Origin of the sequence: Mycobacterium sp. 012931, assembly GCF_000419295.1 — a bacterium.
GTDB classification, from domain to species: domain Bacteria; phylum Actinomycetota; class Actinomycetes; order Mycobacteriales; family Mycobacteriaceae; genus Mycobacterium; species Mycobacterium marinum.
Genome location: NZ_AOPX01000001.1, coordinates 3,498,958 through 3,519,875, shown reverse-complemented (window position 1 = coordinate 3,519,875; position 20,918 = coordinate 3,498,958). Strand labels below are relative to the sequence as shown.

Sequence of the window (20,918 nt, the reverse complement as noted above, 5' to 3'; positions counted from 1 at the left end):
TGTTCCTCCATATCAGGACTCATCGAACCGCAGCTTGCGGAATTACTCGCCGATGGCTGCTTTCTCGGCCCCATCGGCAGTCGCCGTGACGGCCGCCGCCAGGCGGGGGAGAACCACATCGCGCCAGCCAGGCCCCATGCGCAGGAACGCATCGGCCATACGCTTATCGTTGCGATCAAAGCCACTGTGCTCCAAGAACACCCGGGTGCCAGCGCCTTCGGGCTCCAAGGTCCAGGCGAGCGTCCAGGCGGCGGTGAAGGTGTAGACGAAGCGGCGCGGCGGGTCCACCTCGAGCACTTTGCACGGTTGCTTTCCAAAACCCGGCATGTCGAGTTCGAACTGGTGCCCAACCACCGCGGCCACCTCGCCCTCGGCCCACCAGCGCCGCAGCAGATCGGGTTCGGTCAGCAGCCGCCACACTTTCTCCGGGGGCGCAGCCACGAACTGGTCCACGCAAATCGTCGGGCTCACTGCTGCTCCTCGGCCGCTTCGGCAAGTGCGTACAACTTTTCTCGCCAGAGCTTCTCGAATGGATGCAGCCACTCACCCAGCTCGGCCAGCGGTTCGGCGGTCAGCCGGTAGATGCGCCGGCGCCCCTGCGCCTCGTCACTGACCAGCCCGGCTTCGCGCAGCACCTTGAGGTGTTCTGCGATGGCAGGGCGACTCAGCTCGAACCGGTCGCTGAGTTCACCTGCCGATAGCGGCTGCCCGGTCAGAATCTCAAGTAGCTTGCGCCGCACCGGACTAGCCAGCGCGACGAAGATGCGGTCGCAAATGCGTTCCGGGGTACACACCCGACGAATATATGTCGGAGATTTCCGACATGTCAACTTTTTCCGACATAATGCTCGGCTAGTTCGCGTAGGGGTCCGCCTTATCCGCCACGATGACCCCGTCACCCGCCGCGGCGTCGGCCGGCAGCAACGGAGCAATGGCGTACCTGACTCGTAGTTCGTCGAGTTCGGCATCCACGACCGACCAGAAGTCCCAATTCGGCGCCAGCACATCGGCGGTCATCGAATCCCCGCGCTGCCAGCTGACCAAGAACTTGACCGGGTCCAGCGCTCCTCGGCGCGCGCCGATACCGTTGACCTCGTGGCCCACGTGCCACTCGAAGATCACCGGCAAGATATGCGCGCGCAGCGCATCGCGGCGGTGCATTGCACCGGTGAAGGTACTCACCAGCAGTTCACCCTGAATCGAGGTGCTGTAACCGGACAGCACATGTAGACCGTCATGAGGAACAGCAAACAATCCCGTGAACGCTTCCGTTTCACCGGGAAATCCGAAACCGTGCCGCCGGAAGTGAGCCCAAAACTGGTGCCCGAAAGTTCCTTTGGGCAATCCTTCCAAGGCCAGGAACCGAGCGGCCAGCCTCTTGTCCTCATCGGTCTGCGCCCGGTAGGGCATCATCTCGGTGAGCGTGTCGTCTGGGCTTGCCCAGCCGGGGAAGGTCGACCTGTTGCGTCGCGTCATGTCCGCCATCGCCCAGGCGAGATGCCCACGAGCCACCTGGAGCACGTCTCGCACCCAGCCCGCCCGAACATGCGTCGCGTGGGCGTACTCGACCACCTTGCGCAGCCGCCCAGGATCGATCCGGCCATCGGAGAGCGAGGCGCAGGCGATCAGCGCCGCGGCGTGTTCGGCCAGATCACGATCCGGCCCCACCGCGCGAGCCAGTTCCTGCGGCTCGATGCGCCCCAATCCACTCGGCTCTATCTCCACGGCGGGGCGAAACAACAACCGGCCCGCGGCGACGACGACTCCCTCGCCGCGGCCGGAGCGGGGATCGGCGGGATCGATGGTCTGCTGGGTGACACAATGCGCGGCCGCCAGGATCGCCCGGGCCTGCTCGGCACTCGCGTCCTCGAACACTTTTCCGTCATAACACAGCCGTACTCCGCCGCGCATCGCCCGTAGTAAGTTGGCGCCCGGCGCTGCAATCGTCGACTCCCAGCCAGACCGACCGGCAAGACGCATGCCGCAATCGGCCCGCGCACGCCCGCGACGGCCTACGTTGCTAGCTGTGAACTACGACTGGGAACAGCTGCCCGGCAGCGTCTATCGCTGTCGGCTGCCGTTCTGCGACGTCACAGTCGGTTTGGTGATCGGCCGCGACGACGCACTGCTCGTCGACTCCGGTTCAACGCTGCGCGAAGCGGCCGCAATTCAGGCCGACATCCGGCAACTCACCGACCGCCGTGTGGCACACATCGCGTTGACACACAAGCATTTCGACCACGTGCTGGGCTCCTCGGCTTTTGTCGGCGCCGAAATATGCTGCGCGCCCGAAGTCGCCGAATACCTCTCCTCGGCTGGCCACCAGCTGCGCGAGGACGCGCTGCACCACGGCGCCGATGCTGGGGAGATCGATACCGCAATCGCAGCCTTGCGACCGCCTCGGCACCCGATCTTGGACGCCGACCTCCACCTCGGCGACCGCCGCGTGCGGATCACCCATCTCGGCCGTGGCCACACCAGCTCAGACCTGGTGGTCGTGGCGACCGCGCCGGCTGCTCAGACCGGACCGGTCGTCGTCTTCACCGGTGACCTTGTCGAGGAGTCCGCCGACCCCGCCATCGACGCCGATTCTGACGTCGCGGCATGGCCCGCAACACTCGAGCGTCTACTGGCGATCGGCGGACCCGACGCCATTTACGTCCCCGGTCACGGCAGCGTCGTTGACGCCGACTTCATCCGCGGGCAGCGAGATTGGCTGAAGCAGCGGGCGCACCCCGGCCTGCGCTGAGCGCAGCTAGGGAGTAGCGCATGCGGCAATGAGCGCATCCGGATCGGTGACACTGATCCACAAGGAGCGCACCCGCACCGACATGAACACCGCCTTGGCTTGCGCCGGCGGCTCGATCGTCAGTGCCACCAGGCCCTTTCCGGACCCGTTGACCAACCACCGGCCGCCAGAATAGTGGACCCCCGCCGCGAACACCCTGGCATTGGTGAGCGCGGCACTCTTGATCGACGTTACGGGAATGTCGGCGGCGAACGCCCAACCCATCCGCACGTGCAGGTTGCCTGCCTCGACCCGAACCGCGCAGTTTTTGGGTCCCAGGCCCAGCGGCACCGAAAGGGGCAGGAACCACCGTTCGAACCGCAATTGCGTTTTCACAGAAAAACGATACCGGCGCCGCCCGCCCGGCTGCGAGCGATTTCAGAGACTCGCTTAGCCGATGATTTTGTCGCGTGCTACGGAGATACACTCGGTCCGTTGAGGTAACCGGGCGCACAAAGGAGCGCAAGCCCATGGCTATCGCCGAAACGGACACTGAGGTCCGCACACCGTTCGAGCAAGAAGTCGCCGACACACAGCGATACTTCGACAGTTCCCGTTTTGCCGGGATTGTTCGCCTCTATACGGCGCGACAAGTCGTAGAGCAGCGCGGCACGATTCCGAACGACTACACCGTCGCACGAACCGCCGCGGGCGCCTTCTACCAGCGCCTACGCGAGCTCTACGCCGAGAAGAAGAGCGTAACCACCTTCGGCCCGTACTCGCCGGGCCAGGCCGTGAGCATGAAGCGCATGGGCATCGAGGCGATCTACCTAGGCGGATGGGCGACCTCGGCCAAGGGTTCCACGACCGAGGATCCCGGACCCGACCTGGCCAGCTACCCGCTGAGTCAGGTGCCCGACGATGCGGCGGTACTGGTACGCGCCCTGCTTACCGCCGACCGTAATCAGGAGTACCTGCGCCTGCAGATGACCGACCAGCAGCGCGTCACCACCACGGCCTACGATTTTCGGCCCTTCATCATCGCCGACGCCGACACCGGCCACGGCGGTGATCCACACGTGCGCAACCTCATCCGCCGCTTCGTCGAGGTTGGAGTGCCTGGCTACCACATCGAGGACCAGCGCCCGGGCACCAAGAAGTGCGGCCACCAAGGCGGCAAGGTTCTGGTGCCGTCCGACGAACAGATCAAGCGTCTCAACGCCGCTCGTTTCCAGCTCGACGTGATGCGAGTCCCGGGCATCATCGTCGCGCGCACCGATGCCGAAGCAGCCAATCTGATCGACAGCCGCGCCGACGAACGCGACCAGCCTTTCCTGCTGGGCGCCACCAAACTCGATATCCCCTCCTACAAGTCCTGCTTCCTGGCCATGCTCCGGCGCTTCTACGAACTGGACGTCAAGGAACTCAACGGTCACCTGCTCTACGCTCTCGCCGATGCCGAGTACGCCGCCGCCAACGGCTGGCTCGAGCGTTCCGGCATCATGGGCCTGATCTCCGACGCCGTTAACTCCTGGCGCGAAGACGGGATGCAGACCATCGACGACCTTTTCGACCAAGTCGAATCCCGGTTCGTGGCCGCGTGGGAGGACGACGCCGGCCTGATGACCTATGCAGAGGCCGTGGCCGAGGTGCTCGCGTTCGGTCAAAGCGAAGGCGATCCGGTGCCGATGAGCCCCGAAGAATGGCGGACTTTCGCCGCGCGCGCATCGCTTTATGCGGCTCGGCAAAAGGCGAAGGAAATGGGCGTCGACCCCGGCTGGGACTGCGAGTTGGCAAAAACGCCAGAAGGCTACTACCAAATCCGGGGCGGCATACCGTATGCAATCGCCAAGTCGCTTGCGGCGGCACCATTTGCCGACATCCTCTGGATGGAGACCAAGACGGCCGACCTCGCCGACGCGCGGCAGTTCGCCGAGGCGATCCATGCCGAGTTCCCGGACCAGATGTTGGCCTACAACCTCTCGCCGTCGTTCAACTGGGATACCACCGGCATGACCGACGAGGAGATGAAGCGCTTCCCCGAAGAGCTGGGCAAGATGGGCTTCGTCTTCAACTTCATCACCTACGGTGGGCATCAGATCGATGGTGTTGCCTCCGAAGAATTCGCAACGGCGTTGCGACAGGACGGCATGCTGGCGCTGGCTCGGCTGCAGCGCAAGATGCGCCTCGTCGAGTCCCCTTATCGCACACCACAGACCCTGGTCGGCGGCCCGCGCAGCGATGCTGCGCTGCAAGCCTCGTCCGGACGCACGGCGACTACCAAGGCGATGGGCAAGGGCTCCACACAGCACCAACATCTCGTGCAGACCGAGGTGCCCAAGAAGCTGCTGGAGGAGTGGCTGGCGCTGTGGAGCGATCACTACCAGCTGGGCGAAAAGCTGCGCGTTCAGCTGCGGCCTCGCCGCGCCGGCTCCGACGTGCTGGAACTGGGAATCTACGGCAACGACGACGAACAGTTGGCCAACGTCGTGTTCGATCCCATCAAGGACCGCCACGGCCGCAGCATTCTCACCGTGCGTGACCAGAACACGTTCGCTCACAAGCTTCGCCAGAAGCGGCTGATGACCTTGATCCACCTCTGGCTGGTCCACCGGTTCAAGGCTGACGCGGTCTACTACGTCACGCCTACCGAAGACAACCAGTATCAGACCTCAAAGATGAAGTCGCATGGGATCTTCAGCGAGGTCAACCAGGACGTGGGCGAGATCATTGTCGCGGAGGTCAACCGCCCGCGCATCGAGGAGTTGCTGACGGCGGACCGGGTGGCGCTGCGACAGTTGATCACCAAGGGCGACTAGGCGTACATCTGCCGCTCGGGAGTTCACCCAGCGAGGTTCCAGTCAACCGGATGGCACGATGGATTGACCGTGCCATCCGGCAGGAGCTACGACGGCTACGGGGTGACGCTCTGGAAGAACAAGCCCGACAGGCTGCCGCCGACATTGGCGAAGCCCGACACCAGACTGGTCATCGCTAACGGCAACGTGCCGGTGTTGGCGAAGCCCGAAACACCGGTGCCCAGGTTGGAGAAGCCCGAGAACACGCTGCCGTAGTTTTGGTAGCCCGAGCCACCAATCAGTCCGGTGGCGTTTGTGTTGAACCAGCCCGACAGCCCTGATCCGTTGTTGCCAAACCCAGAACTGCCGCCCGCTCCGGCATTGAAGAAGCCCGATGACGGCGCAGTGCTCGAGTTGAGGAAACCTGAACCGGCGGGGATCGAAACTTGCGCCAACGTACCGGCCGGCACGTGAATGCTCGGGATGGTGAGCGCAGGCGTGGTGAAAGACGCCAGGCCTATCGGCGGGATGGTGAGTTCCCCTGTTGTCGTGGGCGGAATGTTGATCTGCGGGAGGGTGAACCCACCAACCGCAATCGGATCGATCTGCGGAAGCGTGAAGCCATCAAGCGCAATGGGATCGATGCTCAACGGGGGAGTCGTGAACTCGGGAGTGGTAATCGCCGGCAATGTGAAATCGGCGAGGTGAATGGGCGGAACGTTGATACCCGGGATGGTGAAGTTGGGCAGGCTGAAGCCGGAGATAGAGATTGGACTGATGGTGAATCCGCTGAGGCCAATGGGCCCGAGTGTAAGCGTTCCGGTCTCGAGATAGACCCCCTCCATCCCATAAAAATTACCAATGGCCGGATACTGGCCCGCGATACCTGTTTGCAAAGCAATTATGTTGTTGGGAATGAGCGCTTTGAAATCGAGATGGAAGCCCGGAATTGTGACAACGGGCCCAGCTATTGTGGGCGTTACTATCGTAGGCGTGGTAAACGAACCCGTAGTGATGTTGTTGACGAATATCGACTGAGTGGTGATCCCCGGCAGATCAAAACTACCAATTGCGGTACCCGCAGGTATCGATATCGATGGAATTGTCAACGATGGGATCGCCAATCCCGGCAAGTTAAACGCACCCACCGTAATATTCGCCGGCGTCGTCGCCGCCGGAATCGTCAACGGCGGCAGCGTCAACCCCGGCAGATCAAACGCACCCACCGTGATATTCGCCGGCGTCGTAATGGCAGGTAGCGACATCGAGGGCAGTGTTAGGGCAGGCAGATTGAAGCCCGGAACCGTGATCCCCGGAACGTCAAGAGGCGGCAACGTTAGCTCGGGCAGTCCGATTCCGAAGTACAGGCGGCCCTGACCGACGCCGCGGAAAAAGATGCCGTTATTCATGTCTCCCGTGTTGAACAGGCCGTTGTTCATGTCTCCCGAGTTGAGAATTCCGGTGTTGATGCTGCCGGAATTCAACCAACCAGTGTTCGCGCCCCCGATGTTAAATGAACCCGTGTTGGACGAGCCTGGATTGAAACCCCCCATGTTGTAGCTGCCGGTGTTCAAGATTCCCGTATTTCCATCACCCGCGTTCAGGACACCGGTGTTAAATGAACCGGCATTGAAGAGGCTGGTACTGCCATTGCCCGAGTTGAATATTCCCGTGCCGAAGTTACCGGTATTGCCAATCCCAAAATTGCCGCTACCAGAATTGAAGAAACCGATGTTTCCATCGCCCGAGTTGAACAGACCGACGTTGCCGGTGCCGGAATTCAGTAGGCCGATGCCGACCTGATTATTTTCGTTGAGCCCGATACCGATGTTGTTGTTGCCATTATTGCCAAACCCGAAATTTCCACTTCCAATATTGGAGAATCCATTATTGAAGTTTCCCAGATTTCCGAATCCAAAATTATTGCTCCCGAGGTTCGAGGCTCCGATATTTGAACTACCAAAGTTTCCCGATCCAAAGTTGCCGCTCAGGGCTCCGGCGTTCCCTGACCTCGTAGCGGACAAACTACGCGCATAACCGGTAGAGACTTTGACATATTTATCATAACGAGATCATGCTGTTATCTGATCGTGATTCCATATCCGGGCTATTGCCAAATTTCTTTACACGGGCCGTTCAGGACAGATCCAGCGGTCTCGATGTCAAGCCCGAATCAGGCGTTGACCTCCCGAAGTGGGGGGAGGTGCAAGGGAATTCGGTAGCGGATCCAAGCCGCTTTCGCGCGGAACTTCCTCGCCGAGTATGCGTTAAATTCAGCTGCCGCAAATCCGCAATTTGCGCCATCAGCGTCCGGAAAATCTCAACAATGCAGAACAATGCAGCTAGGCTCGTCCGGCGACAGCGCAACTAACGGCGAATCACCCCATGGTCGCCATGGCAGCAAACCGCGGACCCGGTCCACAGACGTGATTGCAGGCGTCTCGGTGCTCAGACCCAGTGCGGCCACAGCCCCCAGCGACGCCGCGCAGACTTCTACGATGGCGCCGATAACGGGCAACTGCGGCGGCGGGAGGCGGTATGACGGAAGCTGGCTTGGTGCCAACGGGCATGCGACGACCGCAGCGACCGTCAGGATGCTTCGTTTCCATCCACAGCCGATCGGGTATGGGAACGAATGGTTGCAGCAAGGCCCGACCAAACAAGGCCCGACCAACAGTGGCGACGAGAGCGGAGAGTGACATGAGATCCCAAGCCAGGACGACATTCGCAGTTTTTGGCGGCGGCGCCATGCTTGTTCTGGCGGTGGCCTGCGGTGGCGGCGAAAACAAGGCGCCAAGTAGCACAACGCCGACCACGACACCCACAACAACAGTCCCATCCAGCCCATCCAACTCACCTACGACAGAGTCGTCACCGGCGCCGGGCGGTCCGTCCGGCACTGGAGGCCCAGAGGGCGGGGGCGGCGGCGTGCCCGGTGGTCCCACCGGCAGCGGCGGTCCGGGTGGGGGAGGCGGCAGCATCCCGGGTGGGCCCACCGGCGGCGGTGGACCAGGCGGTGGCGGCGGCACCATTCCCGGCGTGGGTGGGGGCGGCGGCGGGCCGGGCGGTGGCGGCGGCTGCATCGGCAACATCTGCGGCAGCTACCCGTGATCGCGAGACGTCACTGAGACTTTCTTGAACTTTGCGGCGACGTTCGCCCCGGCCATGGTGGCCCAGGCGCGTTAGTTGATGCGTTCCGGCGACGGTCGGTCCGCGTTATGGTTCGGTCAAGGCCGATCGCAAGGGAGCCTCGACATGGCCAAGCTCAGGTTCGGATATTTCATCGCCCCGTTCCACCGTGCCGGCACCAATCCAACGCTGGCCCTGCAACGCGATCTGGAGTTCGTCGAACATCTGGATGCCCTCGGGTTTGATGAGGCCTGGATCGGGGAACATCACTCGGCCGGCAGCGAGATCATCAGTTCACCGGAGGTCTTCATCGCCGCCGCCGCCGAACGGACCAAGCGGATCCGCCTTGGCACGGGGGTCATATCGCTGGCCTATCACAACCCGCTCTGGGTCGCTGACCGGCTGATGCTGCTCGATCATCTCACTCACGGTCGGGTGATCGGAGGCATGGGACCAGGTTCACTGCCCACCGATTCAGCGATGATCGGGCTTACCCCCACCGACACCCGCGAGCTGCTGGAAACCAACCTCGACATCGTCGTCCGGCTGTTGGCTGGGCAAACCGTGACCGCCAAGACCGCAACACATCAACTGTTCGACGCGAGATTACAGCTTGCGCCCTTCTCGGAAGGGGGGATCCCACTGGCGGTCGCCGCCGTCGCGTCGCCGACCGGTGCGCGGCTGGCCGGCAGGCATGGCATCGGCCTGCTGTCGATCGGAGCGACGCTGACGATCGAGGGCTTCGATGCGCTGGCCTATCACTGGGGCATCGTCGAAGAGCGCGCCGCGGCGTTCGGCACCCACGCCGACCGCAAGAACTGGACCCTGGTCGGGCCGTTTCACATCGCCGAGACCGATGCGCAAGCCCGTGCCGACGTGAAATTCGGCATCGAGCCTTGGTTCCGATATTTCCAAAAAGTTGCCGCGTTCCCCCAGATGACCATGCCTGGAGAACAACTTGACGAGATGATCGACATCATCAACGAGAACGGCGCCGGTGTGATCGGTACCCCGGAGCGGGCGCGGGCACAGGTCCAGCGACTGTGGGATCAATCTGGCGGATTCGGCTGCATGCTGCAGATGGGCCACGAATGGGCAAATCCCGCGGCGACCAGACGTTCCGCCGAGCTGTTCGCCGCCGAAGTGATGCCGCACTTTCAGGGACAAGCCCAGCCCACCCTCGACGCTGCCGTGCGTGCCGGCGAAGTGCGGGAAGGTCTGGCCCAGACGCAGCTGCAGGCCATCGACCACATGACCAAGAAATATCAGCAAGAACTCGACGGCAAGTAGCCGCTGGGGCCGAAAGCCGTTGCAGCTGAAGCTCAGCACTCACCGATTAGGGCAAGCGCTAGCCGGTGCTGGAGGCCTCCCGCTCGGCCGCCTTGACGAGTCGACCTGCAAAGAACTTGACCGCGTTGCCCAACGCCGCACGCATCACCGGCCCCGTTCCGCGAACTCCCTCGGAAAAAGAGCCGCTCCAGCGGATGTCGGTGCCGCCGGATGCGTTCGGGGTGAAGACCACTTCGCCGTGATAGTCCTTGGCCGGAGTCGAAGACCCAACCATCTTGTAAACGTGGCGGCGGTCCTGCTCGTACTCGACGGTCTCCTCCTGCACGAGCATGGGCCACATGCCTACCTTGCGAATCGCCCCGACACCGCCCGGTGCCGGGTCACCTTGCCGCGCCCAGCTCGACTGCATGACGATTGGCTTGGCCCAGTTAGCCCAGTTGGCGCCGTCCGTCGCGAGCCGGAACAGCGTCGCGGCAGGCGCGCTACTGGTCTTGGTGACTTCGAAGGAGAACTTGCGACCCGACATACCCACTCCCGATCTCACGAATGCCTGCAACGGTGCTGCCGCGTACCCTACCGGCACGCCCGACGCTGATCCGTCCGGCCCAACGCCGACCAGGCAAAATGGCCCCCTTGCCCAAATCTCGAGGGCATACTCAGCTTGTGTCGAACGTCGAAGCCCCCGCTGTTCCGCCCCCGCCGTCACAAGCCGACGTCGACGCGGCGTTGCGGATCATCAAGCCGCTGCGAAAACTGATCAAGCCCAAGGTATATGGCATCGAGAATGTGCCAACCGAGCATGCGTTGCTCGTCGGCAACCACAACACACTCGGCATGGTCGATGCCCCGTTGCTCGCCGCGGAGCTGTGGGAGCGGGGCCGGCTGGTCCGCTCCCTCGGAGATCACGCGACTTCAGAATTCCGGGGTGGCGCGAGACCCTGATGCGGATGGGCGTCGTCGAAGGAACCAGAGAGATCACCTCGGAGCTGATGCAGCGCGGCGAGCTGATCATGGTGTTCCCCGGTGGCGGCCGGGAGGTCAACAAGCGCAAGAACGAGCGCTACAAGTTGGCGTGGAAGAACCGACTGGGGTTCGCACGCTTAGCGATCCAACACGCATATCCCATCGTGCCGTTCGCTTCGGTCGGGGCTGAGCACGGCATCGACATCGTGCTCGATACAGATTCACCGCTGATGGCACCGACCCAGTTCCTGGCCGACAAGCTGCTCGGCATGCGCGAAGGGCCGCCTCTGGTCCGCGGCGTCGGGCTGACTCCGGTGCCCCGGCCCGAGCGGCAGTACTACTGGTTCGGCGAGCCGATCGACACCACGGAGTTCGCCGGCCGGGAAGCCGACGATAGCGCCGCGCGCAAGGTGCGCGAGCGTGCGGCGGCTGCGATCGAGGAGGGTATCGAGCTGATGCTCGCCGAACGCGAACGCGATCCGAATCGCTCGGTGGTCCGCCGATTGTTGCGGTCGGACGCCTGATAAATACGCGAGTCGCACCCGAAAATTCGGCGCTGTGATTGAACCCGCGAGCCGGCCGCTGGCCGCCTGGCCGTCCGTCGATGACGCTGGCTGAGTCGTGGCGCCGCCGACCTCCACTCGCTAGCGCATTCAATCGCTGGCGCAGCCGGGGGAGAGATTCCTGGTTGTGCGACTCGCTTATCCGCTGGACCGTCCGATCCGACGAGGTTTACGGGCAGCACGCGGGCGTGTGCGAGTCTTTATGTGGTGAAGGGGATTCGACAACGGTGATCGCGCGTGATGAGGCTGAGGCTCAGGCGTCGTCTGCACCCGACCAGGTGGGCTTGGTTCGGTGGAATCCGGTTTCCTCGACGCATCGGCGCGGATGGCGAAGCAAGTGGGCACCACTTCTGGTGATTGCGGTGATGCTCGGCGCCTGCGGCGGCCCGCCCCCCGCCGTCACCCCGCCGCCTACTACGGACAATTCCGATCTCAAGACCCGCAGCCAGCGGGTGCTCGACGGCGCCGTCAATCCCGATGAACCGGGCTGCTCGGCCGCAGTAGGCGTTGAGGGCGTTGTCATGTGGACCGGTGTCCTCGGGATTGCGGACCTGGCTACCAACAAGAAGGTCACCAAGGACACCGTGTTCGACATCGGCTCGGTTTCCAAGCAGTTCACCGCCACCGCGGTGCTGCTCCTGGTCAACGAGGGCAGGCTGACGCTCGATGACCCGTTGGCCCACTATGTTCCCGACCTTCCGGACTGGTCGTCCGCCGTCACCGTCGCGCAACTGATGCACCACACCAGCGGCATCCCCGACTACACCGGCTTGCTCGAGGCCCAGGGGTACCAAATGAGTGACCGGACAACCCAAGCTCAAGCCTTGGCCGCGATACAAGGGGCACCTGAGCTGGAATTCAAGCCCGGTACCCGCTTCGGGTACTCGAACTCCAACTATCTGCTGCTCGCCGAGATCGTGCGGCTGGTCTCCGGCAAATCGCTACCTGACTTCCTGAGCATCGAGATATTCCGCCCGCTGGATCTGGCCATGGTCGTGGATCCGATCTCGGCAGATCCCGATGAGGCGGTCTCCTACGGCGAGGGCGACACCGGCAACCCACCGCAGTTCCCGGTGCTCCACTCAGGTTGGGAGCAGGTCGGCGATGGCGCTATCCAGACCACGCCCAGCCAACTCGTGCTCTGGGCCGACAACTACCGAACCGGCAAAGTGGGCGGCCAGAAGCTGCTTGACGAGCAACTTGCCGGTGCCGTGGAAACCGAACCCGGCAGCGGCGACCGGTATGGCGCCGGCATCTTCTCCCGTGCCAACGGCACCCTCGACCACGACGGCAGCTGGGCCGGATTTGTCACTGAATTCCGGATCAGCAGCGACCGGCGTACTTCGGTGGCCGTCAGCTGCAACACGGAAGGACAAGATCCCGAAAGCCTGGCCGATGCAATCGGACGCCTGTGGATGTAGCCGCAGGCACCCCAGGTTGACGGCCGCTCGAGCACCGGATTCGGGTGTCAAACCCGGCCAACGACGACCAAAACGTCATTCCGATGTAACAGAGCCAGAGCGGGCTGCAATCATTCACGATGGCGCAACCTTCTGTCCTCACCACCGATGATGGCCTACCGTCCGGCGTAGCGGGTGCCTGCAACTCCCGGTTCTCCGGGGTTGTGCGTGCCTTCGCGGGGTTGTACCCGGGACGCAAGTTCGGCGGCGGGGCGCTATCGGTTTACATCGAGGGCCGTCAAGTGGTCGACGTCTGGACGGGCTGGGCCGACCGCAACGGCGAAGTCCCTTGGACTGCTGACACCGGAGCAATGGTGTTCTCGGCCACCAAGGGCCTGGCCGCCACCGTGATTCACCGCCTGGTGGATCGCGGGCTGCTGGATTACGACGCCCCCGTGGCCGACTACTGGCCGGAGTTCGGTGTCAAGGGCAAGTCGGCAATCACCGTCAGCGACCTGCTGCGGCATCGATCCGGGCTATCGCACCTCAAAGGTGTCGGTAAGAAGGAAATACTGGATCACCTCCGGATGGAGGAGAAGCTGGCGGCGGCACCGCTGGATCGCACGCACGGCAAGATGGCGTACCACGCAGTGACCTACGGTTGGCTGCTGTCCGGTCTGGCCCGCGCGGTGACCGGCAAAGGTATGCGTGACCTGTTCCGTGAAGAACTCGCCCGCCCGCTCGACACGGATGGTCTCCATCTAGGCCGCCCGCCGGCCGATGCGCCGACCACCGCGGCACAGACGCTGCTACCACAATCCAAGATCCCCACGCCACTACTGGACTTCATCGCGCCAAAAGTCGCCGGACTGTCCTTTTCTGGTCTACTTGGCGCCGTCTACTTCCCGGGAATTCTGTCGATGTTGCAGGACGACATGCCATTTCTGGACGGCGAGATCCCAGCGGTCAACGGCGTGGTGACGGCGCGCGCCCTGGCCAAGACGTATGCGGCGCTGGCCAATGACGGTGTCATCGACGGCATGCAACTATTGTCGTCGGACGCGGTAAGCGGACTGACCGGCAAGGCCGAGCTGTGGCCAGATCTCAATCTTGGTCTTCCCTTTACCTACCACCAGGGCTACCAATCCTCTCCCGTCCCAGGACTGCTGGGGGGATACGGCCACATCGGTCTGGGCGGAACCATCGGATGGGCAGACCCCGAGAGCGGCAGCGCCTTCGGCTACGTACACAACCGGCTGCTGACCTTGCTGCTCTTTGACATCGGTTCGTTCGCCGGGCTGGCGCCGCTGTTGAGCAGTGCTGTCTCGACCGCCCGGCGGGAGGGCCCGCTAGAGGTACCGCACTTCGGTGCTTCCTACCGCGAGACTGGTCAGCAACCGCTGGCGGCCGGAGAAACCAGCTGAAACCAGCCGGTCGGTGTGGCTCAGAAGGTCGCCCGGGCCAAGAATCGTCTCAGTGCCTCGGCCGAGCCGTCGACATCAACCCGATCTGGGCGACGACGCCCCCACAGCAGCAGAACCAGATCCGACGCGGTGGCACTGACCGTGGCATCGGCCACGGTCTCGATCGGCGTGGCATGGCAATGCCCATCCCCGACTCGGACCGTCCATTGGGTATCGGTATCGCAGGCGCGTAACGAGATTGTCTGAAACGGCCCGGCCAAATCCTTCGACATCGCCGGCAACACATCATCGATGAACTCTGACACGCCATCGGCGGCTAAGTTTGATTCGATCGGTTCCTCGGGCGCTACCGCAGTTACGGCGTCCCAACAGTGCACCGCGGTTTCGTGCGCAACTCGGCGCCGGATAAATCCCACGTCTTGTCGACGTCCCCAAGTCCATGCCGGTACGGCGGGATCGATACCTGCGAACGTGTCACTGGTCTCGGCCACACCGTCGCGAAACCAGTCCACCAGGTTCGGCGGCCGCGCAGGCTCCTGGTAGGTCTCCGGTCCAGTAATGGCTCCGACAGCCACCTGCCGCCAAAACGTGTGCACGACACCGACATGCCAGATCAGGTCTGCGATGGTCCATCCGGCGCAGCTCGGCACCGGACGATCCAGGCCCGCCTCCGACACGGCGACAATCCGATCGCCGTCGCGCCGCAGCGCGGCCAGGTAGTCGACCCCCATGCCTGGCGATGGTACCGCCAGCCCTCGCCACGGCAGCACCGGGAAGCCCGCTCCCAGAATCAGGCCGCAGCCGCTAGCTCCGTGTTGGGGATGGACATATCCGATCACGGTCTACTGACATGACAAACAGTGCATCGCGCTCTTGCGCGGGTCGATTGGCCGCGGTCACCGGGGTTGGCACCGGGCCCCGGCGGACTTGCTAGGCGATGGCTGATTCGTGTTGCTGTGCACCCGGCCAGTTACACCGCCCGGCCTCACCCGCCATACCCTCGATCGGGCAGCACCTCCATACCCAGAACGAGGGCGGCGGCCTCGTCCAGGGATAGGCGTCTGCCCTCGTTGGTGGCGGTGCGATAGTCGGCTTCGGAAAGTTGCTTGCGGACTTGGCGTTCGCATTGTTCGTGGAATGGCCCCACGTGTGCCGAGACGGCGCCGCCGGCGCCGGCAGCGCGGCTCACGGCGGCTGCGGCGGCCATCAAAACCGCGGCGCGCCGCGGATCGTTTCTGGCCGCGGCAATCCAGGAACCCGTCTCCAGAAATGTCGCGCAGGTGAAGGTGTCGTTGATCGTCCGCGACAGTTGCAGGCCTTCCCGGTTAGCGTGCTCAGCCAGGTCCAGTTGCCCCAGCGCCAGGCGACTAGCCGCCAGGCCCGCCAAGAGGTAGGTCCGCAAGACGATGTCCTGGCCGTGGGCTTTGGACAGGGCGAGGCCCTGCTCGGCGTGGGCCACCGCGGTGTGGGCGTCATTGGCGGCGGCCGACGTCCATATCATCACTATGAGGGCATAGATTTGCACCCGGAATTCGTCGGCGCTGGCCAGCGACTGCTCGGCCAAGCTCCGCGCCAGGTCTAGCTCGCCGCGCAGCAGGGCGAGCGCTCCTTCGTTGGCGTTGAAGTAGGCGAGGGAGTTGTGGTCGGTCACGGTGGTGAGCAGTTCACGAGCTTCTGCCTGTCGAGCGGCCATGGTGGGCATATCGACCTGCAAAAAGGCTAGTTCGGCCGCTGCGACGATCGCCTGCAGTCGCGCCGCGTTGGGTTCGGCGGGGGCGGCGTCGAGGGCCTTTTCGATCCATCGGCGCCCTTGCTGGAGCATCCCGATAGCGGTCCAGGGATCGCGTAGGTTGGTGGCCATTTCCACGGCATCGGCGGGTGCAACGGTCAGCGCAACCTGCAGCGCTTCTTGCAGGTTGGGCATCTCCCGTCGCAGGCGGTGAAGCCAGTCGAGTTGATGTTCGCCAAACCATTCCTCGCAGGCTTTCTCGGCGAGCTGGCGGTACCAATCAAGGTGGCTGCGGTGCAGCTCGGCTTGCTCTTGCACGCTGAGCTTGGCGTATCCAAATTCACGCAGCGTTGCCAGCTGCCGAAAACGCAGCACGTCTTGGGCCGCGGTGCGGATGAGGATCGATTTGTCCTCGAGGGCACACAACGCCTCGAGTAGCTCATCGTCGGACATCTCTGGCGCGCAGATCCGTTGAACGGCGTTTGGCTCAAAGCCACCGGCGAACACCGACAACCGTGCCCACAGTTGTTGCTCGGCCGGGGTACAACGCTCATAACTCCAACTGATGCACCAGTTCAACGTGCGCTGGCGAGCCGGCGCCCCGCGCTTGCCATGGGTCAAGAGCCCCGCCCGGTCCGAAACCCGCGCGGCGATCTGTTCGACGGCCATCGTCCGCAACAACGGAGCGGCCAGTTCGATGGCCAATGGCAGCCCGTCAAGCTGAGCACAGATGTGCGCGACGGCCGCAGCATTGCGCTCGGTGAGCTTGAAACTGCGCTGGCTGGCACGGGCATGTTTGACAAACAACGCCACGGCATCGCAGCGGGCCAAATCCTGCAGACCAGGCAGGTGACTGGTATCGGGAACCGACAGCGGAGGAACCGGCAGCACCACTTCGGTATCGATGTCAAAGAACTCTCGGCTGGTCGCCAGAATCTTCAGCCTCGGGCAGCGTGCCAGCAGTGTCTGGATGAACGGGACCGCCGCGTCAATGATGTGTTCACAGTTGTCGAGCACCAGCAGTGCCTCACGGTCAGCCAGAGTTTCGACCATCACCTCCAACAGCGGCCTGGCGGTCTGATCGCGAATGCCCAGCGCCGCGGCCGCCGCCGCAACCAACAGCTCACCATTGCTCAGGTCGCCCAGCTCGATCAACCACACGCCATCGCGAAATTCCCCGACACATTCGTGGGCGGCCCACACCGACAAGGTCGACTTACCGATTCCACCGATCCCGGTCAACGTCACCAATCGCGAATTCAAGATCAACTCTTTGAGTTCGGCAAGTTCGGCCTCACGACCGACAAACCCAACAAGCGGTGGCGGCAGATTCCCCTGTGCCGGCGCTCTGACTCCGTCAAGCAACAAAGCGGTAATCATGTGGGTGAATTCGCGACGAGCGACCCGCCCAAGCTGGACAGACCACCCTGCGCCAGAGACGAGGCTGAAAAACGCTTCGGTCAGCCAGTCTGCGGTCACGTCGGTGCGGAACTCTCCGGCGCGTTGGCCGCGCAGAAAAATCTCCTCGATCTCGGAGTTGATTTCACGCCACTCGGCAACCGACTTCCGGGTCTCAAAGCTTTGACCTTGCACGTAGCGCAGCGTCAGGTAGCCCGCCACCGGCTCGCAAGCCGCAACCAGTATCCGCAGCGCATCAGTAGGTGAATATTCCTGCCAGTGAGAGGTTTTCAGCGCATCACGCATCTGCTCGATGGCCGCGTGATCCAGCGCCTCGAGCAATGCGGTACGTCCGTCGAAGTGGCGGTACAGCGTTGAGTGGCTGACCCCCGCGGCAGCGCCGATCTCATCCAGGGTGGCGTTGGGCCGCGTGCTGAGAAAGTCAGCTGCGGCGCGCAGCAGACGCTCGGTTTCCATTCAGACTCTCACTTGGTCTCTACTTCGTCTATGGCATTCGGTGCTACTGGTCATACAGAGCACCCTTCCGCGCCTGCTCACCGGTTGCCACCCGGCCTGGACCACGCGCGGGAGTGAAACCGTGTATCCGCCTGGTAAGGCGGGTGCTTTTTGAAGACCTCAGTCTAGATTCCAGGCTTGCCTCTCGCGGCGAGTCTGGGTGACTTCGCCGCGCCGCGCGCGTGCACAGCCACCTACACAGGTCCAACACGCACCGTCTGAATCCGCTCCCACCAGCTAAACTGGGCCAGACCATGTCGGTGCCAGCTCTGCCATCTCCAGTTGCTGCTCAGCCCAGCCGGGCCCGCAGGCGCAACTGGCCGCGCGTGCTACTTGCCGCACCAGCGCTGATGGCGGCAACCGCATGGCTCCCACCCACCCCCGACGTCACGGCCGGTCCAACCGCGACCAACTCCGCCAAGGTCGACACACAAACCAACCCCACTGAGCCACAACACAGTTGGACTTCCCAGGCCGCGCAAGAAGAACGAGGATGCAGCAGCGGGCGCGGCGTATGGTGGCGCTGCGGGCGAGATTGAGCCCCGCACCAACCACCATCGCCCGACGCTAGAACTCAACAATCAGTACCCACACCAGGGCGGCTGCCACCAACAACAGCGCCGTCAGAATCGCCGCGCGCACAATCGCGGACTGCCGGTGGAACCAGTCACGCAGCTGGGCGAACCGCCAATCGGTCCAGGCATACGCGCGCGCGGCCCAATCGGACTCGATCGCCAGGACACGGAACGCGACCAGGACCGCGGGAATGCCCAGCTCCGGCAGCAGCACCATGAGAGGTACGGATGCGATCAGCAGCGCCGCACCGAAGACGGCGAGCAGTACGCGAAGCACCATCGGCTTGGCCCGCGCTCGGTCTCGGTAGGCGAGCACGCGCGCGAATGCCGCATCGCGAGTCGTGGCCGCGGGGTTGCAGTCGCCTGAGTCCACAGATACCCCTGCCTCGAGCCGATCGACGGGCCCGCTAGGCACGGACTTTAGTGGACCGATAGGCCAGCCAAGGGGTGATCGGTGCGTCGCCGGGATGGCCGAGGCCACAAGGTGCTTGCGGTGCCAGACCTGCGCGGTTGCTTAGACTGCGGTTATGAATGACGGTTCCCGGCAGGACTCCGCGGCTCCAAAAGGCCTGCTAGAGATCGAGGACTGCCTGGATGCCGGCGGCAACATCGAGCTGCCGCCGGGCACCACGCTGATCTCTCTCATTGAACGCAACATTGCCAATGTCGGCGACTCGGTGGCGTATCGCTACCTGGACCACAATCGGACGGCGCAGGGGCACGCCCTGGAGGTCACCTGGTCAGAATTCGGCGTCCGGTTGCAGGCCATCGGTGCCCATGTGCAGAAGTTCGCCGGCGACGGTGATCGGGTTGCGATTCTCGCGCCGCAGGGCATTGACTACGTCGCCGGGTTCTATGCGGCGATCAAGGCGGGCACGATCGCGGTACCGCTGTTCGCACCCGAACTCCCCGGCCACGCTGAACGTCTCGATACCGCGCTGCGCGACTCGGAACCGACGGTCGTGCTCACCACCGGCGCGGCAAAGCCTGCCATCGAGGAGTTTCTGGCGAACCTTTCCCACCTACGCAGGCCGCACATCATCACCATCGATGATGTGCCGGATTCGGCGGGGGAGTCTTTCGTTCCGGTCGAGCTCGACATCGATGCCGTTTCGCACCTGCAGTACACGTCCGGATCGACACGTCCACCGGTCGGTGTGGAGATCACCCACCGTGCCGTGGGCACCAACCTGGTGCAGATGATCCTGTCCATCGATCTGCTGAACCGCAACACGCATGGCGTCAGCTGGTTGCCGCTGTACCACGACATGGGTTTGTCCATGATTGGCTTTCCCGCGGTGTACGGCGGGCACTCCACGCTCATGTCGCCAACCGCGTTTGTCCGCAGACCGCAACGATGGATCCATGCCTTGTCGGCTGGATCGCGCACCGGACGCGTGGTCACCGCGGCGCCAAACTTCGCCTACGAATGGGCGGCCCAGCGTGGTCTACTCACACCCGGCGACGACGTCGATCTGAGCAATGTCGTACTGATCATCGGTTCGGAGCCGGTCAGCATCGATGCCGTCACGACGTTCAACAAGGCGTTCGCGCCCTACGGGCTACCGCGCATAGCGTTCAAACCCTCCTACGGGATCGCAGAGGCGACGCTGCTGGTGGCAACCATCGACCATGCCGCTGAGCCCACGGTCGTCTACCTCGACCGCGAACAGCTGGGCGCCGGTCACGCCGTACGCGTGGCCGCCGAGGCACCCAACGCGGTGCTTCAGGTGTCCTGCGGCCGCGTCGCCCGCAGCTTGTGGGCCGTGATCGTCGATCCCGATACCGGCACCGAATTGCGTGACGGCGAAGTCGGCGAAATCTGGCTGCAAGGCAACAACGTCGGTCGCGGTTACTGGGGACGGCCCGAAGACACCGAGCGGGTGTTTGGCGCCAAGCTGCATTCGCAGCTCGACGAAGCTAGCCACGCCGCCGGCGCCGCGCTCGACGGCGCCTGGCTAAGAACCGGTGACCTGGGCGTCTACCTCGACGGCGAACTGTATGTCACCGGCCGAATCGCCGATCTGATCGTCATCGATGGACACAACCACTATCCCCAGGACATCGAGGCCACCGTTGCCGAGGCCTCACCCATGGTCCGGCGGGGATATGTGACAGCGTTCGCGGCACCCGCCAACGAATTGCCTACGGCCCAAGATTCGGATAGCCACAACACCAGCCCACAGCTGGTCGTCATCGCCGAACGGGCGGCCGGAACCAGCCGCGACGATCCACAGCCCGCGATCCAAGCCATCCGCGCCGCGGTGGCAAACCGCCATGGATTGGCGGTGGCCGAAGTGCGTTTCCTTCCCGCCGGCGCCATTCCGCGCACGACCAGCGGCAAGTTGGCTCGGCGGGCATGCCGCGGCCAATACCTCGGCGGGGTATTGGGAGTGCACTAGCAC

General features: G+C 63.6%; 15 protein-coding genes and 2 pseudogenes. 8 read left to right on the top strand and 9 right to left on the bottom strand.

Translation table 11 applies throughout. The features are described from left to right. Positions 1-42 precede the first annotated feature (42 nt). From MMSP_RS15530 to MMSP_RS15520, 3 genes are read right to left on the bottom strand one after another with little or no spacing between them, the layout of a single operon-like run. Positions 43-471, bottom strand: a complete 429-nt coding sequence (locus MMSP_RS15530) for an SRPBCC domain-containing protein (protein ID WP_011740819.1) — start codon at positions 469-471, stop codon at positions 43-45. Further along, on the bottom strand, positions 468-794 hold the full coding sequence (locus MMSP_RS15525; protein ID WP_036426574.1) for a helix-turn-helix transcriptional regulator: 327 nt from the start codon (positions 792-794) through the stop codon (positions 468-470). Before MMSP_RS15525 ends, MMSP_RS15530 begins: the two co-directional genes overlap by 4 nt. A gap of 58 nt (positions 795-852) precedes the next feature. Then, positions 853-1,911, bottom strand: a complete 1,059-nt coding sequence (locus MMSP_RS15520) for a hypothetical protein (RefSeq protein ID WP_235065765.1) — start codon at positions 1,909-1,911, stop codon at positions 853-855. A gap of 115 nt (positions 1,912-2,026) precedes the next feature. On the opposite strand from MMSP_RS15520, the gene MMSP_RS15515 reads away from it, so the two are divergent. Next, on the top strand, positions 2,027-2,749 hold the full coding sequence (locus tag MMSP_RS15515) for an MBL fold metallo-hydrolase (protein ID WP_020787394.1): 723 nt from the start codon (positions 2,027-2,029) through the stop codon (positions 2,747-2,749). 6 nt (positions 2,750-2,755) lie between these two features. On the opposite strand, the gene MMSP_RS15510 is transcribed toward MMSP_RS15515, so the two are convergent. After that, positions 2,756-3,124: a hypothetical protein gene (locus MMSP_RS15510; protein ID WP_011740823.1), complete on the bottom strand. Its 369-nt coding sequence runs from the start codon at positions 3,122-3,124 to the stop codon at positions 2,756-2,758. A gap of 134 nt (positions 3,125-3,258) precedes the next feature. On the opposite strand from MMSP_RS15510, the gene aceA reads away from it, so the two are divergent. Beyond that, complete coding sequence (aceA, locus tag MMSP_RS15505; protein WP_020787393.1) at positions 3,259-5,547, top strand: isocitrate lyase ICL2; 2,289 nt, start codon at positions 3,259-3,261, stop codon at positions 5,545-5,547. A 95-nt stretch (positions 5,548-5,642) separates the two neighbouring features. Here aceA and MMSP_RS15500 read toward each other — a convergent pair. Continuing rightward, a pseudogene (locus MMSP_RS15500) lies at positions 5,643-7,532 on the bottom strand (hypothetical protein); the annotation flags it as partial. 694 nt (positions 7,533-8,226) lie between these two features. Here MMSP_RS15500 and MMSP_RS27560 point away from each other — a divergent pair. After that, entirely contained in the window at positions 8,227-8,637 is a 411-nt protein-coding gene (locus MMSP_RS27560) for a hypothetical protein (RefSeq protein WP_036426568.1), read from the top strand. 144 nt (positions 8,638-8,781) lie between these two features. Further along, a complete protein-coding gene (locus MMSP_RS15485) occupies positions 8,782-9,945 on the top strand; it encodes an LLM class flavin-dependent oxidoreductase (RefSeq protein ID WP_020725345.1) in 1,164 nt (387 codons plus the stop codon). A 58-nt stretch (positions 9,946-10,003) separates the two neighbouring features. On the opposite strand, the gene MMSP_RS15480 is transcribed toward MMSP_RS15485, so the two are convergent. Then, the gene (locus MMSP_RS15480) at positions 10,004-10,471 is read right to left on the bottom strand and encodes an SRPBCC family protein (protein ID WP_011740825.1); all 468 of its coding nucleotides are present in this window, start codon (positions 10,469-10,471) and stop codon (positions 10,004-10,006) included. A gap of 137 nt (positions 10,472-10,608) precedes the next feature. Between MMSP_RS15480 and MMSP_RS15475 the strand changes: the two are divergent. From MMSP_RS15475 to lipD, 3 genes and pseudogenes are all read left to right on the top strand, one after another. Continuing rightward, positions 10,609-11,432: pseudogene (locus MMSP_RS15475) on the top strand (lysophospholipid acyltransferase family protein). A 266-nt stretch (positions 11,433-11,698) separates the two neighbouring features. Beyond that, positions 11,699-12,892 carry a serine hydrolase gene (locus MMSP_RS15470; protein WP_020787388.1) on the top strand — a complete coding sequence of 398 codons (1,194 nt, stop codon included), beginning with the start codon at positions 11,699-11,701 and terminating at the stop codon, positions 12,890-12,892. A 119-nt stretch (positions 12,893-13,011) separates the two neighbouring features. Next, the gene (gene lipD, locus MMSP_RS15465) at positions 13,012-14,295 is read left to right on the top strand and encodes a lipase LipD (RefSeq protein WP_020787387.1); all 1,284 of its coding nucleotides are present in this window, start codon (positions 13,012-13,014) and stop codon (positions 14,293-14,295) included. 20 nt (positions 14,296-14,315) lie between these two features. Here lipD and MMSP_RS15460 read toward each other — a convergent pair whose 3' ends face one another. The 3 genes from MMSP_RS15460 to MMSP_RS15450 all read right to left on the bottom strand — a co-directional run bounded on the left by MMSP_RS15460 (position 14,316) and on the right by MMSP_RS15450 (position 18,886). Further along, the gene (locus MMSP_RS15460) at positions 14,316-15,065 is read right to left on the bottom strand and encodes a maleylpyruvate isomerase family mycothiol-dependent enzyme (RefSeq protein ID WP_174524135.1); all 750 of its coding nucleotides are present in this window, start codon (positions 15,063-15,065) and stop codon (positions 14,316-14,318) included. 215 nt (positions 15,066-15,280) lie between these two features. Next, positions 15,281-17,899, bottom strand: coding sequence for a TetR family transcriptional regulator (locus MMSP_RS26135; RefSeq protein ID WP_020787385.1), 2,619 nt, complete (start codon positions 17,897-17,899; stop codon positions 15,281-15,283). 606 nt (positions 17,900-18,505) lie between these two features. Then, entirely contained in the window at positions 18,506-18,886 is a 381-nt protein-coding gene (locus tag MMSP_RS15450) for a hypothetical protein (RefSeq protein WP_015355582.1), read from the bottom strand. A gap of 154 nt (positions 18,887-19,040) precedes the next feature. Here MMSP_RS15450 and MMSP_RS15445 point away from each other — a divergent pair, with 154 nt between their 5' ends. Then, a complete protein-coding gene (locus MMSP_RS15445) occupies positions 19,041-20,915 on the top strand; it encodes a fatty acyl-AMP ligase (protein WP_020787383.1) in 1,875 nt (624 codons plus the stop codon). Positions 20,916-20,918: the final 3 nt, after the last annotated feature.